Below are 15,591 nucleotides of genomic sequence, written 5' to 3' on the forward strand. Positions count from 1 at the left end.
ATGCCGAAGTGCTTCACGAGGGTCCCGCCCTGGTCGAAAAAGAAGCGGCGCTGACGGGCTTTCATCAGTACGAGCGGCGCGCCGCGCACCAGAATGAACTTGGCCGGGGTCCTGCCATAGCGCTGGCTCGCCCATGCGATTTGCGCCGGGTCGTCGCCATCGAGAAACACCAGGGAGCTGCGCAGGCGCACCGTGTCGAGTGGATTGACCCGCGTGCCGGCCGCAATGATGATGCGGCCCTTCTCGTCAGCGATGTCCCGGTCCGCGCTGATCGTCGGATCGAAGTCCCAGCTCCGGGCGATCACGGCGTTCGTGATGCCCGCGACCGGCTCTGGGCGATTGACCCGCGCAATCGTGCGCTGCTTCAGTTGCTCGTTGAGCCGCGCGGTCTCGCCGCTCTTTTCGAGCTGGGTCAGCCGCGCTTCGATCTGCGTAAGGAGATCGGGCTCAATGACGGGCCAGAGCGTCCCGTGCTGGCCAAAGTCGCGCGCGGCAGCAGGCGCGCTGCAGGCAAGGCACATTGCTGCGGAGCAGAGGAGCGCTTTCACAGGATCGGCCTCCCGACCCCGAGGATGCGTGATTTGCAGACCCATCCGATCGCCGCATAGCGGCTGTCGAAGCTGTCCTTGTGCGGGGTTGTGACAAAATAGCAGCCCTTCGGCACTGTTCCGGTTGGCCCGAGCGCCAACTCCTCGCCGCGGCGGCTCACGGGTTTGGCCGTCGCCACAAGGCGTCCGTTGACGAAGAAGGCGCGATCCTTGCGGGTCACAGCATCGCCGGGCACGCCGCTCACCACCTTGCCGAAGGGCTTCGGCTCCTTGCCGAAATGCGCTGCAAGCAGCGGGGAGGGCGGCGGGACGAACAGGATGATGTCGCCGCGCTGCGGGACCGCGCCCTTTGTGGTCCATACGGCCCAATAGGGGAGGCTCGGGCTCGCATTGATCATCAGCGCATGGCCCTTGGCAAAGGCACCGAGCGCTGTGAGCACGAGCGCGCCTGCGCCAAGGCCAGCGAGCAGCACAAGGCGGCGCGCGGTGGCCGAACGGGTGAGGATCTCAGGGCTGCGCATGGCGAACGCCTGCCACCCGCCGCGCCACATCGGCGCGGACACTTTCGGTAAGGTCGGGCGCACTGCCCGACACCACGGCCTCGGCGACCAGCACGGTGCGGCCATCTCGGCCCAGCGCCTCGACCGAAGCTTCGACCGCCTTCAGATAGAGCTCGACGTTTTGCTTCGTCTCGTCGGGCGGCCGACCGGCGCGTGCCTCGGCCTCGATGAAGTCGCCCATGATGCGGCTCAGCTGAACCGTCACCACTTCGCGCTTCTGCAGCGTAAGCAACGCGTCCGTTGCCCAGACGCCCCAGAGGGTCGAGCCGATCATGCTCACCCCGAGCACGAAAGCAGTCGGGTTGATTGCGGGCAGCCTGCCGCGCATACCTTTTGTTGCCAATATGTTCTTCACGGCTTTTCTCCCGAGAGTTCGCGGCCCAGATCCCGCAGGAAGCGCGGCAGGCGCCAGGCGATCAGGACCGTGGCCAGCCCGATCAGCACGACCTTGACCTCGCCAAGGAATGCGACCTGCCGGGCATGATCGGCCGCCAGAAAACGCTCGGCCATGTTGGCGAGCTGCGCAAACAGCAGACTTGCGTCCCCGCCCGACAGGGCAAGGAAGAACAGCAGCGGCGCGCCCAGAGCCATGAGATAGCTCGAGGCGATAAAGCCGCTTGCCTTCAGCACGATGAAGCAGAGGTCGCTGGCTCGCCGCTGCCAAGCTCTTTTGGAGGCGGATGTCAGCGATGCTTTGTTTGGCTGAGGGAGTGCCGGTGCTTGATGCGCCGGGTCGACGAGATGGAGTTCCATGACTGTACTGGGTCCCTTGTGATGTTGTGGCGGCTATCGTTCAGCGTTGGCCGAAGGCGATCTGCTCGATCGCATCGGCCAGTTGATGGCCGCGCGCGACTTCGGCATCGATGGCGGCGAAGGTTTCAGGCGAGCTCGAGAACAAGGTCGCCGAGTACTCATCGAGCACGAGCCGCCCGATCGCTTCCACCTCCGGCCCTTTGATGAACACCTCGGAATAGTCGTTGCCCGAGCGCTTCAGGCTGCGGATCAGCGTCTCGGTCCGGTCATCCATGTCGAGGCGCTTGGAGGCCTTGAAGTCGGCAATGGTCTCGGGTTTCTGCTGGAGGATCAGCATCCAGTCGCTGTTCTCGAGCGCGGCCGTGGCCCCGTCGGACTTGTAATAGTCGTTCAATGACTGCGTCGCGGTCGCCAGCGCGCCGCCATATTTGCGGCAGGTGCGGGCATAGGTCTCGACGAACTCGCCCATCGACCCGCCCTTCAGCATCGACCAGGCCTCATCGATCAGCAGCAGCTTGCGCACCTGACGCGGGGTGCGGGTCATCGCCTGACTGGTCATGAACATGATCGCCGAAAGCACAACGGCACGCAGTTCCTCCCGCGCCGAGAGGTCGGACATCTCGAAGACCGTGAAGTCGCTGTCGAGCGCGAGGCTCGCCTCGCCTTCGAAGAAGGCGCCATAGGTCCCGCCGGCCATGTAGGGAGCAAGCGAGGTCGCAAGATCGCTCGCGATCTCATGGCCGACACTGGCAAGGGCTTGGCCGACACTGGTGACGGTGGCGGCGCTGCCGGCCTCGTTCCACACCGTGTTGACCGCGCGGTCGATGAGCCCGCGCTCGATATCGGTAAGCTTGGCCGAGTGCCGCGCCATCTGGCCGATGATCGCCTTGACCATGCCAAAGCAGTCGAGCCGGTAATCTTCGTCCTCGGCGGCGCGGGCGGCGTCGATCATCGAGAAGGGATTGAGGCAAAAGCCTGCCTTCATCGTGAATTCGACGAAGCGGCCGCCCTGGAGCTTGACCGAGTGCTCGAAGCTGCGCCCGTCGTCGATTACGACCACCTGCGCGCCCGCACCGCGCAGCGCGGCGCACATTTCCTGGAGCAGCACCGATTTACCCGATCCCGACTTGCCGCAGATCGCGACATTGTGATTGCCCGCCTCATTCTCGAACGGGGACCAGAAGAAGGGCTGACCGCGCCTGCCAATGAAAAGGAGATGCGGATGCGCGCTGCCGAGATATTCGCCCTGCATCGGCGCCATGTTGGCGGCGGTGGTCGAAAGGACCGTCCTGAAGCGCTTGAGGCGCTCCATGTCGGCCGCCAACCCGTCCGCGAGCGTCATCGGCATGGCAGCCAGCAGGCCCTGGATTTGCAGGAAGCGCTCGTCGGCAAGATCCCAGCCTGCCGCCTTGTAGATCGACTTGATCGCGCGCTCGTCGGCATCGCCGCGCCCGAGCGGCGAGAAGGTCGTGAGGCCATAGAACACTCGCACGAGGCGGCGGCCTTCCTGCAACTCGGCCTGCACGTGCTGCCATTCTGCGGCCTGTTCGCCAATCCGCGGCAGGAAGCGCGCGCTGCGCGTCTCGGAAAGGCTCGTCGTGCGCATGAATTTGAACCCTGCCTTGGCGGCCGCAGCCTCCTGATCGGGGTAGACGAGGCACAGCATCGTTGCCGCCGGGCACGGAAAGCGTAGCTTGTCGGTGAAGAGATCGCCGATCAGCCGTGCACATTCCCACGGGGCCCGACGCGACGGCGTGTTGCGCACACCGAAGTGACGGACATCGAAGGCGTCGGGATAGATCGTGCCGATTTCCGGCACGCCGTCGTGGAGCTTGCCCGTCGGCCGGAAGCGCTCGGTTGCAAGCCGCATCCGGTCTTCCTGCACGATCAGTTCGATGTCGTGCCGGATTGCTTGAGCCGCGATCGCGTCGTTCGGATTATAGGGAACCGCATCTTCCTGCGGTGCGGTGGTGGGGGAGGTAAGGTCATCGATGATGGCGATGAGAGCTTCGGGCCCGACCTCGACGACGCCGAGGTTCAGGGACTTGAGCATGGCAATGAGGCTGTCACGGGTCTGCCGCAGCTCCTCATTGCTTACCGCCTTCGAAGCGGGGACGCCGACCGAGACGATCACCTGGTGGTGACGGGCATGGAACGGCGCATCGGCCGAGCCTGATTGCCACACCAAGCCATAAAGCCGCCTGGCTCGGTGGCGCGCAATCGCCTCATAGACCCCGCCCTGAAGATAGCGCGGCGCAAACCATGGCGCGATGATCCGGCTGATGCGAGGCGATGCGAGGTGGAGGACCTGCAGGCACGCGCCCGGCGGAAGCCCTTCGGAGAAGAACTGCCCGAGTATCTCGCCGGTTCGCTCGTCGGCGCCGATGAGCGGCGTCACCGACAGAACAAAGCCCTTGGAGCGTGCGTTGAGGTAGAGCCGGTTTGACGGATCATAGACGCGGTATGGCAGCCAGTCCGACAGTTGATCGATCATCAGGCTCGGGCGCGCCGGTTCGGAATGTTCGGCATCGCCCAGAAGCCCTGCAAGGACCCGGTCCACGATCATGTTGAGGCGCTGGGCCATCAGTTTTGCTCCTTTTCGGGCTGTGCCTTGCTGGCGGCTGCATCGCGTTTGGCTGCCTCGATCGCCTCGATGCTCGGGAAGGTGAGCGGCGCGCGGGTGTTGGAAAGCCGGGGGGCTGGGTCATGCGGGGACGCGGTCGCATGGAGCCCCCCGGCCACCGGTGCATCGGCACCGGTCGCAGTCTCGTTCGCCGGGGAGGGGGATACCGGCGGCGAGACCAACGGGAAAAGGTCAGAGTAATTGTCGTGCTGGATGGGAAATTCGGCGTCAGGAGTGCTCTGGTCTGACTGGGCGGAGGCGTCTTCTTCGATGCCGTCAGCCGCGAGCATGGTGTCTGCCTGCGCACCGGTTTGCGCCGTGGCCTGCACCGCCTTCAGCTGCCGTTTCAGCTGTCGCATCAGCGGCGGCGCGGACTCTTCGCCGGGCTTGCGGCGCAGTTCCGCTGCCCAGCGCGGATTCTCGATGACGGCCCAGGCAACGGCCTCGTCGTGCAGCGTTCCCGCCTCATCGACCCGCGCCGGGAACACAATCTTCAGCGTGCGCTCGGATGTGCGCGCCTGATCTCCTGCCGCGACAGCAATGGCTGGACGCATGGCGAGCTGCGTATTCTTCTCAGTCGCCATGTCGCTGGTCGCGCGAGCATCGAGAACATGCGAGGGTGCGCAGTCGCCTTTGGGCGCCCGGCACTGGAACGATCCTTCGACATTGGTGCCAAAGGTCGCGCAGGCGCTCGCCATCACGGCAAGGCCAGCACAGGCGAGGAAACGGAAGGGGAGCCGCATGGGTCTATCCTTTTGTCTTGGGGGTGAGCGCCGGAGCGGTAGGACGCAGGAACTCGCGGAGCACGGCCGCCGGGCGGTAGCCCTCGAGAACGGCGCCATCGGAAGGGCGCACGAGAACGGGCGTGCCGGTAAAGCCATTGGCCTTGGCGAAGGCCTCGTTGGCATGGAGACCGCTGGTGTCGCAGCGCTTGGGATTGACGAGCGCGCCGCCCGAATAGGCGAGCCGGAGCGAGAGTTCGGGACGCGGCGCGCACAGCACCCGCTCGGCGTCGCGGCGGCTTTCGGCACCGAAGATCGAGATCGGCCGTTCCTCGACCCGCGCGCCGATCGCTTTCAGCTCCTCTTCGAGCTTCTTGCAGTAGCCGCAGTGAAAATCGGAAAAGACCACGACCTTCGGCCCGTTCACAGGGCCCCAGGTGACCGCGCCATTGGCCGGAAGACCCGCGAGCGATACTTTCCTAGGGGCCGTGCGCGCCGCGGTCTGAGGGGCTTTCTCTGCTGCTGCAGCGCGGGGCGCGCCCGCCGTCAGAAGGTCAGGGTTCAGTTCAAGCAGCCGGGCCGCCGTCAGATCCTGACGCGCTTCCATGTCATAGACCCGGCCGATCACGAGATAGCGCGCCGCCCGGTCGACGTAGAACAGCGTCGATTTGGAGGCGACTTCGCACAGGCCGCCGAGACCCTCGCAGGCGATCCGGTCGATCGGGGTCTTGGGGAGGCGCAGCTTAAGGGCGGCCCGCACGGTATCCGTATCGGGTGTCTTGATAGGCGAGGCGAGGCTGGCGACAGCCCAGCCTGTGGCAGCCGAGAGGGCGATCACCCCGGCAATTGCGGCAGCAGGCTTGATCCAGCCCATGCGCCGTTTGTGGGGGAGAGGGTTTGTATCGTTGCTCATTGGGAATTCCTCACGAAGACGCCGTCGAGAAACACGATCTCGACTGCGATGCCGGTCGGCATCTCGACGACGGGTTGGTATTGTTCGGCGCGTTCAATGAGGTAGCGGCTGACCGTATCGGCAGCTTCGCCCGCACCCTGGCCGAGGCCTCCCGACAGAATGTCCGTGGCCGAGAGCTGTTGGCGTTGCTGGCCGGTGCCAACCTGGCCGGCAAACATCCCGTTGGCGTTGGCCGAGAACCCGCGTCCGAAGCCGCCGACGATGCCGGCGAGCAGCGCCTGGCTGACCAGATTGCCTTCACGGCTGACAACGCGCCCACGCACCCCGGACTTGCCGGCAAAGCTGATGAAGCCTTTGACTTCGCTTACCGCAACACGGCCACCGGGCTGGTCGCAGGTCATGCGGGCAAGCTTCACATAGACTTTCTCGGATGAGAGATCGCCGCGCGCGGCGCCATTGACGATGCAGCCTTCGATCCGCGTCGTCAGAACCTTGCCATTCTGCATCACCGAACGCGCCGGGCCGGTGATCCGCAGCACGACGGGAAGCGGATCGGTCTGGCTCGAGACCCCCGCCGATGCATCGACGCCTACTATGACGCGTGCTGGCGCATAGGAGTTGGGCGGCAGATAATCGGGTGAGTCCTCGACCACCACGGGCGGCGTTTCAGGGCGCGCCGTGCGCGGCCCAGCGGGGCCCGCTTTCTCCGAGGCAAAGCTCATCAGCTTGACCTCGCCGGGCGCAAAGGCGGGGCCGGCGTTCTCGCTCGTTGCACTGGCCGAACGGGTGGTCGCCGCTGCGGTGCCGCGGGCGTCGTAGCTGCCCGCTTGCGGGCCATAGGCCGGCGGCGGGGCAGAGGGGGACGGGGCGGGTGGCTGGCTGGCGAGCCGCGTTCTGAGCTCGGCATTCTCCGCCGAGATTGCATCGATTGCCGCCTGCCCGTCGGTGCGCATCGCCTGGTTCTCGGCCTTGAGCGCTGCCAACTGCTCTTCGATCTCCCCGCGCGGCACGCTAGCATCGCGCAGCGCCTTCTGCTCGCGGGTCACTGCATCGATGCGGTTGCTGTAGGTCGCGACGAACTCGCGGTTGGCGAGGTCGCGGTTGACGATGCCGGCCGTATCGATGGTCTGCGCAGCATCCGGATCACTGCCGGCGGGCTTGTCGTCGCCGCCAAGAATGAACCAGCTGCCGCCCACGAGGACGAGAGCACCGATTGCGCCCATGAGCGCCTTCTGGCGACGCGCGGTCCGGGCGTTAAGCTCGGCGACCGGCGAAGGGGCAGGGTGTTCCGAGTGCACGTCATGCGAGGCAGGTGCGGGTGACGTATCGCTCATTGTTCGGACCCTCCGTTCGTCCCGACGATGAAGGCCGTGGTGCTGCTGCCCGGACCCAGCACAGGATTGACGATCGTCACCGCCAGCGTGTCGGCAGGGGCAATGTCGCGCTCGGCCAGCGTCACCTGTGCGGCGCCGCGATTGGCGATGCGGATGACCTTTCCCGCGAGGCTTGCGCCGCGGTAATCGGCGATCAGCTGGACCTCGAGATCGCCCACGCGCGCAGGCGGATTGGCGGACTGGCGGACCTCGAAGCCTTCGACCGTCCGGTCATTGGCCATTGCCTGAATGAGGCGCACCGCGCTCGTCGAGAGCGGGGTCTCGCGCTCCCAGTCCGCCGCCTTGCCTTCAGCGATCGCCGGGTTGGCAATGAAGACCTGCACCGCCGGGATCGGCTCGATCTTGCAGGCAAGCTTGTAGACATAGCCCTTGCGGGTCGTGGCAAAGAAGCTGATGCTACGGGCAGCAAAGGTCTCCGGGACCGAGACATAGATGTCGCCGCGCAGCGGCTCGTTGGTCACCGCGAAATCATTGTAAGGCGTCCCGCTCGAGATCTTGGAGACGCTGGCAAACTGATCGTCGATCAGCGCAAAGCGGGTGAGCTCGCGCGCCGAGACCGCGCATTCTATGCTCGAGCCGTCGGCGGCCTGCCGGAACTGGTCTGCGGCCTGTGCGCTGGTGGCGCCCAAAGCGAGCAGCATGGCCGAGCAGAGCGCGGCGCGGTACCTGCGGCGTAGGGATTGGCAAGCCATCACTTGGCCTCCTTCATCTGTTTGTCGGTGGGAACCTGGGCAAACCCGGCGAGCGCGAGGCGCAGGCCGCGATAGGTCCAGTGGAAGCGGAACCGGCGATCATCGCTGGCAATGACCTGCGCGCCGACAAAGGTCTTGAGCGTGCCGGTCACCTCCGAGGTGAGCGCCTTGGGATCCACCGTCATCGAGCGGATCACGAAAGCCTGGGTGACATCGGACCCGCGCTGTTCGGCAACGATCCGGACAAGATCGGCCTTCAGCTGACCGTGGCTTGCAGGGTCCGCGAGCTTGAGGATCTCGGCCATCCAGTAGTCGAGGCCCTCGGGGCTGCGATTGAGCAGCACGAGCGCGGTGTCGCGGGTGACGAGCTCGAGATAGTCCGCCTCGACCCCAGCGCTGCTGACGGTCAGCGCGCTTGGCAGGGTCGGGAGCAGAACGACCTCGCGGTCCCGTGTGGCGGCGAGGCCAGCAGTGATCACCAGCGCAACGCCCAGGCCGGCGCTCGTCAGCGCAAACAGGTTGCGTTGGCGCAGCAGCGTCTGCTGTCGCTCATGTGAAATGTCGGCAAACATGGATATCTCCCCTCAACCGGCAAGCAGGCGGCAGTGGGAAGGCGGCGTCGCTTTGAGCCCGAGAATTCCGGCCGGCAGATACCAATATGCGGCATGGGCTACCCAGGAGCTGGCGCGTCCTGCTTTTGCCTTTCGCAGCGCGAACCAGGCGCCGAACGCAACAATGATGCCGATAAAGATGTGCTGGCTGAGAATGCCCCAGGTGAAGGGGATGATCATCCCGGCAAACTCGTCGATGGTCCAGAAGCCGATGAGCTCCGGATCGTCGAGCCTGCGCGGGATGATATAGGGATCCTTCATGGCGATGCTGCCTTCCCGTGCCCGATGCGTCAGATGACCGCGGTCACGACCGAAGTGACGATCGGAACGCCCGTGCCGACCCCGATGCCGACACCGACCGGCACAGCGACCTGCCCGAGCGAAAAGCGGCCCGAGGCAAGGCCGATGAGACCGCCTGCAAGGCTGAGGACGGTGATGATCTTGCCGCCCGAGCCTTCGAGGAAGTTGGTGAACTGGGTGAGAGCCGGGTCGAAGGTCGTGTCAGCGCCGGCATAGGCTGCGCCTGCCGCGAGGCTGGCAATGAGCACCGGGATGGCGAAGGTCATCACCCGGTCAATCTTGGAGGCGCGCTGAGGGGACACAGCGGCGCGCGCGGGGAGGGTAAGGGACTGCATAAGAGAACTCCGTCTGGGAGGGTGAAGCAGCGTTCTTGCGTTCGCTGTGTGTTCTCTATGCATCTAGGAAATGCGTCTAGGAAGTCTGGAGCGCTCAGCGTGCGTTGCGGCGGACGTATGCGGACTGTCAGACTTGAGTCTTGGCAGATTTTCCAACAGGATCAGTGGATATGGTGTCGCTGATGGTCGATGCACATCGTCCGGGCTGTCGACGTTCTCCGACGAATCATGGCCTATGATGGATCATCCTAGAAACGAGATGTTCGTTATATGTTCTAATTTCTTTCTTATGTGCGGGATGCGCGATATGCCTTCGACTCACATGCTCAATGACAGGAGTCGTCGTCATGCATCAGTCTGCCCTCGATACGAATGCCAGCCTTGCGCGCGTCATCACGCACGCCATCGAAACCGCCGACAAGCCGAAGCACCAGATTGCCAATGAGGCCGGGATCCACCGCGAAACCATGCTGAAGGTCATGCGCGGTGAGCGCGCCATCAGTATCGACCGCGCTGTCCGCCTGCTCGAGGTCTGTGGTGTTTCGCCCCATGCCGCTATTGTGCTGACCTTGGCCGGGGAGGAGGCGCTGGCTTGCGAATGGATGCATCGCGAAATGGGGGCGTTCCTCGATGAATTCATCACCAGCTTGCCAGGGCAACTTGATCGCACTCTCGGGCGCCGGGTCGATGACCTGAGGCCTCGCTGGGCTAGCGGCACCTCGCAGCTCGTGGCCAAGCTGCTCTCCAGGCATATCGATGACCTCGCTAATCGCGACATCGCTATGTCGCTGACGCGCTGAAGCGGCGCAACTCGGAGGGGACCGAACCGATAAGTCGACAGGATCATTAATGACCGCAAAGCACCATCTGTCCGGGCAGAGTAGTAGCTCAGCCCTGATCGAGACTGCGAGCGTCTCGACGCCGCGTCTCCTGCGCCTGCCTGAAGTCATGGACCGGGTCGGCCTTCGCCGTTCAGCGATCTATCAGCGCATGAGCGAAGGGCGTTTTCCCAAGTGCCGCTCGCTGGGACCTAAATGTTCGGTCTGGGTGGAAGCCGAGATCAACGCCTGGATCGAGGCAATAGCTCAAGGTTGAGAAGGGGGCCATGCACTTTCCTTGAAAGCTGGCGGCTTGCTGCTGCCAAGACCTGGCTCGGCACGGCAACGCAGGCTGGAATTCTCCCGCCCCAGGCGATTGTGCTTTGGGCCCGTTGACTGAGGTAGTCCAAGGCCGCAGCCAGCTTCATCGCCGACATGATGATAGCTTGGAGCCTCGCCGACAGACAGAAAAGAGATTCCTCGGCATTCATATATGCACCCCATCATACACCGATAAAATTGCTTGCTGTGAAATTGGTTTCACACTATGCAAAAGGCTAATGCTGCGGCCTCGAATGCCGCACGGGGATACAGGGAGAAGATAAAATGCGTCATATGAAGCTCTTGCTGTCGGCCAGCCTCTGCGCTCTGACGATTGCGCAGCCCGCGTTCGCGCAGGATGAGGCGGCTGAGGCAGCCCCCGCAGATCAAAGCTCAGTCTCAACCGATCAGATCGTCGTCACAGGGTCGCGCATCACTTCGAATGGCGACAATCAGCCGACCCCGGTTACAGTCGCCAGCACAGAGCTGCTGCTGAAGACCACCCCGACCAATATTCCCGATGGCCTCAACAAGCTGCCGATCTTTGCGCTCTCGCGCGGCACGGCGAACCTCAATAATCCCTCGGACAATTTTACCGGCAACTTCCTCAACTTGCGCGGTTTCGGGATCAACCGCAATCTCGTGCTGCTCGATGGTCAGCGCGTTGCGCCGTCGAGCCTGACCGGCGCAGTCGATACCAACTCCTTGCCGCAGATCCTTGTGCAGCGGGTTGAGGTTGTGACCGGGGGCGCGTCGGCGGTCTATGGTTCTGACGCGGTTTCGGGCGTGGTCAACTTCGTGCTCGACAAGAAGTTCGAAGGGCTCAAGCTCGAAGGCCAGAGCGGAATCTCGGGCCGTGGCGATGCTTTCTCATGGCGCGCGGCCGGCGCGTTCGGCACATCCTTTGCCGACGGGCGCGGGCATTTCATCGCCAGCTACGAGCACTTCCAGCAAGACGGGATCGATGACAAGGAAGACCGTCCCACTGGTGCGGACATCTATGCGGTTGCCGGATCTGGCACGACCGCCGATCCGTTCCGCCTGATTACCAATGCCCGCAACTCGGCAATTCCGTTCCAAGGTGCCAACCTTTTCACCGGGCGCGTGTTCGTTGCTCCGGGCGTGCTGGGCAATGCCACCCCTGGCATCTCGCAAGGCGGCGCGCTGGCGAGCGGCGGCGATGGCTTCTACGGCATCGGTTCGTCGGCGACGGCGGATCTTGAGACCGATCAAGCGTTTGCGCGTGCGAGCTATGATCTGACTGAGTCGATCAACTTCTACGTTCAGGGCACGTACGCCCAGTCGAAAACCTTCAACACCTTCTACCCCAATCTCATCTTCCCGACGATCGTCGGAGCTGACAACGCATTCCTGTCCCCCGCTGCGCAGGCAGAATTGTCAGGTGGTCCGTTCGGTCCCGTGTTCCTCTACTCACGGGTTTTCGATGACCCCGAGCATGCCCTTGGTGTGCGCAACGAGACCACCAACTGGTCAGCCGCCGCAGGGCTGACCGGGGCTATCGGCGATTTCGACTGGACGGTTCACTACCAGCATAGCGAAAGCAAGGCGGTGAACACGCAAGTGAACAATGTTCTGCTGGGCAACCTGTTCGCATCGCTCGACGCTGTCGATCAAGGTGCATTCAATGGCGGTGCGGCTAACGGGAACATCGTTTGCCGCGTCACCTTGACCAATCCAAACGTCTATCCGGGCTGCGTCCCGCTCAACGGGTTTGGTGCATCGCCTGCCAGCCAGGACGCTGCGCTCGATTACGTAACCGGCGACAACTTCAGTGTGCCCAACTTCAAGATGGACGCTGTTTCGGCCAGCTTTGGCGGTACAGCCTTTGAAAACTGGGCCGGGCCGGTCAAATTCGCCATCAGCGGTGAATATCGCCGCTTGAACCTCGATTATTCCAGCAACACGCCTTCTGACGTCTTTGCAGATTGCACCGGTATCCGGTTCGGCTGCACTCCCGGCGCAACCCCGGTGTTCCGCGACACTCTGATCACGCCGATCAATGTCAGCGAGACAGTGAAGGAGGCGGCGATCGAAGTGAACTTCCCGCTTCTCGCCGACAGCGCGGTGGGATCGATTAATCTGACCGGTGCAGCGCGCTATACCGATTATTCGACGAGCGGCGGCGTGACGACCTGGAAGTTCGGCGGGGACTGGGACATCACTGACAGCCTCCGTTTGCGCGCGACGATCTCGCGGGACATCCGTGCGCCTAGTCTGTTCGAACGCTTCCAGCCCGCAACGGGTGGGGCGAGCGGTTACTTCGATCTCTTGACCAACAGTTCAGGCCCCAGCGGGATCGTGACGACCGAAACCGGGGGCAACGCCGATCTTGTTCCTGAGGAAGCCGACACGCTAACCTTTGGGGCGGTGTTCCGGCCGAGCTCGGTCCCCGGGTTCAGCGTAGCAGTTGACTACTACCGGATCGAGCTGGGCAACGCGATTTCGCAGATCGATGGTCGTCAGGCTTCGATTCAGGCCGCCTGTAATGCCAGTGGCGGCACCAACGCCTTCTGCGATCTCTACGAGCGTCCTTTGCCGTTCTCGAACACCACCCCAGCGAACTTCCCGACGCTGGTGCGGATCGCCACGCTCAATGCCTCGTCCATCACAACGTGGGGGATCGATGGCGAAGTCAACTACACGTTCGACGTTGGTAGCAATGGCAAGATCTCGCTGCGCGGCCTTGTCGGTTACCAGCCTGAATTAACCACGATCCTCGCTCCGGGTGTGGAGCCGCAGATCGGAGCGGGTGCGGCCGCAACACAGTCGACCGGTGGCGTGCCGAAGGTGCGCCTGACAGGCTTTGTCAGCTATAGCACCCCGGACTTCTCAATCGACTTGCAAGAGCGCTGGCGCTCGTCGCTGGTGCGTGATGCCACGCGCTCGCTTGTCTTCGCCGACCCGGATGTGGCGTCGGTTGCCTACACCGATTTGACGTTTACGTTCTTCGCGGGTGAGGACAAGGACAAGGCATTTTTCCTGTCCGTGCAGAACGTCTTCGATCAAGATCCTCCGGTTTATCTGACTGCAGGGACCTCGGGCACGCCGGCCTTTTCGTTCCCGGCCGTGTCGGGCGATGACATTATCGGCCGGTACTTTACTGCGGGCGTACGCCTGAGGTTCTGAAGCAGCCAGTCGCCTGCTTGCAAGACAAGGCGGGCTGCCTCACGGCGGTCCGCTTTGTCCCTTCAGGACGCTGGCGGCATGTGCAATCCTGTAATCTTGTATTGTTGGGAGACGTCGCATGATCATTCGGTTGGGCCACGCATTGGCTGGGCTTGTCGCGCTTCTAAGTTGCAGTCTCGCCGCCGCGCAGATGCCGTTGCCCGAAATCGAGATGACAACGGCACCAGATCAACCGCTTGCGATCCCCTTGCAAAATGGTCCTGATGGGCTTTCATCCGAGGGCGAGACCTGGATGGAATACATCGGCCACGGTAAGGTGGTCCGCAATGTCACCCGTCCGACCTTGACGCCGTTCCTCCCTGATCCGGCAAAGGCGACAGGGGCAGCCGTGATCGTAGCGCCGGGAGGAGGGTTTCATCTTCTGGCTATCGAACCGGAAGGTTGGGCCGTAGCCAAGGCGCTTGCCGACCGAGGGATCGCGGCCTTTGTGCTCAAGTATCGAATCATTCCGACACCTGTTGACGTCAATGAATCGCACGCCTTCATGAATGCGGCAATCGCAGCGTCCATGACCGATCCGACCAAACCACCACAACTGTTTTATCCTCAGTCGACGGCTGATGCCCTCGCTGCCCTCGACTTGGTGCGCGCACGCGCTGGCGAGTGGAACGTCGATCCAAACCGCGTCGGGATGATCGGCTTCTCGGCGGGTGCGATGACCTCACTCAATGCCGTGCTGGAAGCAGAGCCGGGCAAGGGGCCGAATTTCTTCGGTTATATCTATGGCCCGCAGCATGCCGTGACCGTGCCCGCCGATGCTCCGCCGATGTTCAACGCTATTGCCTACAATGACGAACTGTTCGCGATGATGGGTTTTCCAATCGCCGAAGCCTGGCATGCTGCGACGAAGAGGGTTGAGACCCACGCCTACGGCAAAGGCGGACACGGCTTCGGGTCGGGTAGGCCCGGCACCACATCGAAGCTCATGCTCGATCAATTCGTCGCCTGGCTCGACATGGAAGGTTTTCTGAAGGCACCGGAGGTCGAGCCCGTTCCATGAATGCGACGCAGGAACTGTCCGCTGCTCTTGCCGACCGTATCGAGCGCCTGATTGCTGCCATGACACCGGCAGAAAAGGCCGGGCAGCTCAGCCAGTTCTTCGTGTTCGAGCGCGGCAGTGAAGCGGTAGATGCCGAGATTGCAGCGGGAAGGGCGGGAGCAATCCTGTTTGTTCGCGATCCGGCCGAGATCGCCCGCCTGCAACGGATTGCGGTGGAGGACAGCCGGCTCGGCATACCGCTGATATTTGCTCTCGACGTGATCCACGGCCTGCGCACCATCTTCCCGTTGCCGATCGCGATGGCGGCCTCTTGGGATCCGGCGACCGTGGAAGCAGGGCAGGCTGTTGCCGCGGCCGAGGCACGGGCGACCGGGTTGCACTGGACCTTTGCGCCCATGGTCGATGTGGCTCGCGATCCACGCTGGGGGCGCATGATCGAGGGTGCAGGGGAAGATCCTTATCTTGGCGAGGTCATGGCCGAAGCGCAGGTGCGGGGCTTCCAGGGTGATGATCTCTCAGCTCCCAATCGGGTGGTGGCCGGCCCCAAGCACCTTGCCGGCTACGGAGCGGCGCTGGGTGGGCGCGACTACGACGAGGCCGACCTGTCTGAAAGCGAACTGCGCAATGTATATCTGCCGCCGTTTAAAGCCGCGATTGATGCGGGCGCTGCCAATATCATGTGCGCCTACATGACCCTCAACGGTGTGCCTGCCACGGGCAATCACTGGCTCATCACGGAAATTCTCAAGGAAGAGTGGGGCTTCAGCGGCTTTACCGTGTCGGATGCCAACTCG

17 protein-coding genes are annotated in these 15,591 nt (G+C 63.4%); 5 read left to right on the forward strand and 12 right to left on the reverse strand.

The window, feature by feature from the left end; all coding sequences use genetic code 11:
- The 12 genes from traW to NBV68_RS10425 all read right to left on the reverse strand — a co-directional run.
- A partial coding sequence (traW, locus tag NBV68_RS10370; protein ID WP_296309594.1) for a type-F conjugative transfer system protein TraW occupies positions 1-521 on the reverse strand: 521 nt, incomplete at its 3' end.
- 23 nt (positions 522-544) lie between these two features.
- Positions 545-1,069 carry a S26 family signal peptidase gene (locus tag NBV68_RS10375; RefSeq protein WP_296309545.1) on the reverse strand — a complete coding sequence of 175 codons (525 nt, stop codon included), beginning with the start codon at positions 1,067-1,069 and terminating at the stop codon, positions 545-547.
- Positions 1,056-1,436: a type-F conjugative transfer system protein TrbI gene (locus tag NBV68_RS10380; RefSeq protein WP_296309546.1), complete on the reverse strand. Its 381-nt coding sequence runs from the start codon at positions 1,434-1,436 to the stop codon at positions 1,056-1,058. The genes NBV68_RS10375 and NBV68_RS10380 overlap by 14 nt, the downstream gene beginning before the upstream one ends.
- 23 nt (positions 1,437-1,459) lie before the next feature.
- Positions 1,460-1,738 carry a hypothetical protein gene (locus NBV68_RS10385; RefSeq protein ID WP_296309548.1) on the reverse strand — a complete coding sequence of 93 codons (279 nt, stop codon included), beginning with the start codon at positions 1,736-1,738 and terminating at the stop codon, positions 1,460-1,462.
- Between the two features lie 163 nt (positions 1,739-1,901).
- Positions 1,902-4,445: a type IV secretion system protein TraC gene (traC, locus tag NBV68_RS10390; protein WP_296309552.1), complete on the reverse strand. Its 2,544-nt coding sequence runs from the start codon at positions 4,443-4,445 to the stop codon at positions 1,902-1,904.
- Positions 4,445-5,227: a conjugal transfer protein TraV gene (locus NBV68_RS10395; protein WP_296309555.1), complete on the reverse strand. Its 783-nt coding sequence runs from the start codon at positions 5,225-5,227 to the stop codon at positions 4,445-4,447. The genes traC and NBV68_RS10395 overlap by 1 nt, the downstream gene beginning before the upstream one ends.
- Before the next feature lie 4 nt (positions 5,228-5,231).
- A complete protein-coding gene (locus NBV68_RS10400; protein ID WP_296309558.1) occupies positions 5,232-6,119 on the reverse strand; it encodes a DsbC family protein in 888 nt (295 codons plus the stop codon).
- Positions 6,116-7,453 (reverse strand): TrbI/VirB10 family protein, encoded by a 1,338-nt coding sequence (locus NBV68_RS10405; protein WP_296309560.1) that lies wholly within the window; start codon positions 7,451-7,453, stop codon positions 6,116-6,118. Before NBV68_RS10405 ends, NBV68_RS10400 begins: the two co-directional genes overlap by 4 nt.
- Entirely contained in the window at positions 7,450-8,205 is a 756-nt protein-coding gene (locus NBV68_RS10410) for a type-F conjugative transfer system secretin TraK (RefSeq protein ID WP_296309562.1), read from the reverse strand. The genes NBV68_RS10405 and NBV68_RS10410 overlap by 4 nt, the downstream gene beginning before the upstream one ends.
- Positions 8,205-8,777, reverse strand: a complete 573-nt coding sequence (locus NBV68_RS10415) for a type IV conjugative transfer system protein TraE (protein WP_296309565.1) — start codon at positions 8,775-8,777, stop codon at positions 8,205-8,207. Before NBV68_RS10415 ends, NBV68_RS10410 begins: the two co-directional genes overlap by 1 nt.
- Before the next feature lie 12 nt (positions 8,778-8,789).
- Positions 8,790-9,077 carry a type IV conjugative transfer system protein TraL gene (gene traL / locus NBV68_RS10420; protein ID WP_088914971.1) on the reverse strand — a complete coding sequence of 96 codons (288 nt, stop codon included), beginning with the start codon at positions 9,075-9,077 and terminating at the stop codon, positions 8,790-8,792.
- Positions 9,078-9,106: 29 nt separating this feature from the next.
- The gene (locus NBV68_RS10425) at positions 9,107-9,382 is read right to left on the reverse strand and encodes a hypothetical protein (RefSeq protein ID WP_296309597.1); all 276 of its coding nucleotides are present in this window, start codon (positions 9,380-9,382) and stop codon (positions 9,107-9,109) included.
- A 416-nt stretch (positions 9,383-9,798) separates the two neighbouring features.
- Between NBV68_RS10425 and NBV68_RS10430 the strand changes: the two genes are divergently transcribed.
- The 5 genes from NBV68_RS10430 to NBV68_RS10450 form a co-directional block, all read left to right on the forward strand.
- Entirely contained in the window at positions 9,799-10,251 is a 453-nt protein-coding gene (locus tag NBV68_RS10430; RefSeq protein WP_296309582.1) for a helix-turn-helix transcriptional regulator, read from the forward strand.
- A 49-nt stretch (positions 10,252-10,300) separates the two neighbouring features.
- The gene (locus NBV68_RS10435) at positions 10,301-10,546 is read left to right on the forward strand and encodes an AlpA family phage regulatory protein (RefSeq protein ID WP_296309585.1); all 246 of its coding nucleotides are present in this window, start codon (positions 10,301-10,303) and stop codon (positions 10,544-10,546) included.
- A 338-nt stretch (positions 10,547-10,884) separates the two neighbouring features.
- Positions 10,885-13,737 carry a TonB-dependent receptor gene (locus tag NBV68_RS10440; protein WP_296309586.1) on the forward strand — a complete coding sequence of 951 codons (2,853 nt, stop codon included), beginning with the start codon at positions 10,885-10,887 and terminating at the stop codon, positions 13,735-13,737.
- 118 nt (positions 13,738-13,855) lie between these two features.
- Positions 13,856-14,797 carry an alpha/beta hydrolase gene (locus tag NBV68_RS10445; protein WP_296309590.1) on the forward strand — a complete coding sequence of 314 codons (942 nt, stop codon included), beginning with the start codon at positions 13,856-13,858 and terminating at the stop codon, positions 14,795-14,797.
- Positions 14,794-15,591: glycoside hydrolase family 3 N-terminal domain-containing protein (locus NBV68_RS10450; RefSeq protein ID WP_296309592.1), on the forward strand; the 798-nt coding region annotated here is incomplete at its 3' end. The genes NBV68_RS10445 and NBV68_RS10450, both read left to right, overlap by 4 nt.

The organism is Erythrobacter sp. (assembly GCF_023653175.1).
Taxonomy (GTDB): domain Bacteria; phylum Pseudomonadota; class Alphaproteobacteria; order Sphingomonadales; family Sphingomonadaceae; genus Erythrobacter.

Bases quoted from the DNA above. Each gene is read 5' to 3' on its own strand.
- NBV68_RS10375 (WP_296309545.1), bottom strand. From the start codon at position 1,069: ATGCGCAGCCCTGAGATCCTCACCCGTTCGGCCACCGCGCGCCGCCTT.
- NBV68_RS10380 (WP_296309546.1), bottom strand. From the start codon at position 1,436: ATGCGCGGCAGGCTGCCCGCAATCAACCCGACTGCTTTCGTGCTCGGG.
- traC (WP_296309552.1), bottom strand. From the start codon at position 4,445: ATGGCCCAGCGCCTCAACATGATCGTGGACCGGGTCCTTGCAGGGCTT.
- NBV68_RS10395 (WP_296309555.1), bottom strand. From the start codon at position 5,227: ATGCGGCTCCCCTTCCGTTTCCTCGCCTGTGCTGGCCTTGCCGTGATG.
- NBV68_RS10400 (WP_296309558.1), bottom strand. From the start codon at position 6,119: ATGAGCAACGATACAAACCCTCTCCCCCACAAACGGCGCATGGGCTGG.
- NBV68_RS10405 (WP_296309560.1), bottom strand. From the start codon at position 7,453: ATGAGCGATACGTCACCCGCACCTGCCTCGCATGACGTGCACTCGGAA.
- NBV68_RS10410 (WP_296309562.1), bottom strand. From the start codon at position 8,205: ATGGCTTGCCAATCCCTACGCCGCAGGTACCGCGCCGCGCTCTGCTCG.
- NBV68_RS10415 (WP_296309565.1), bottom strand. From the start codon at position 8,777: ATGTTTGCCGACATTTCACATGAGCGACAGCAGACGCTGCTGCGCCAA.
- traL (WP_088914971.1), bottom strand. From the start codon at position 9,077: ATGAAGGATCCCTATATCATCCCGCGCAGGCTCGACGATCCGGAGCTC.
- NBV68_RS10425 (WP_296309597.1), bottom strand. From the start codon at position 9,382: ATGACCTTCGCCATCCCGGTGCTCATTGCCAGCCTCGCGGCAGGCGCA.
- NBV68_RS10430 (WP_296309582.1), top strand. From the start codon at position 9,799: ATGCATCAGTCTGCCCTCGATACGAATGCCAGCCTTGCGCGCGTCATC.
- NBV68_RS10435 (WP_296309585.1), top strand. From the start codon at position 10,301: ATGACCGCAAAGCACCATCTGTCCGGGCAGAGTAGTAGCTCAGCCCTG.
- NBV68_RS10440 (WP_296309586.1), top strand. From the start codon at position 10,885: ATGAAGCTCTTGCTGTCGGCCAGCCTCTGCGCTCTGACGATTGCGCAG.
- NBV68_RS10445 (WP_296309590.1), top strand. From the start codon at position 13,856: ATGATCATTCGGTTGGGCCACGCATTGGCTGGGCTTGTCGCGCTTCTA.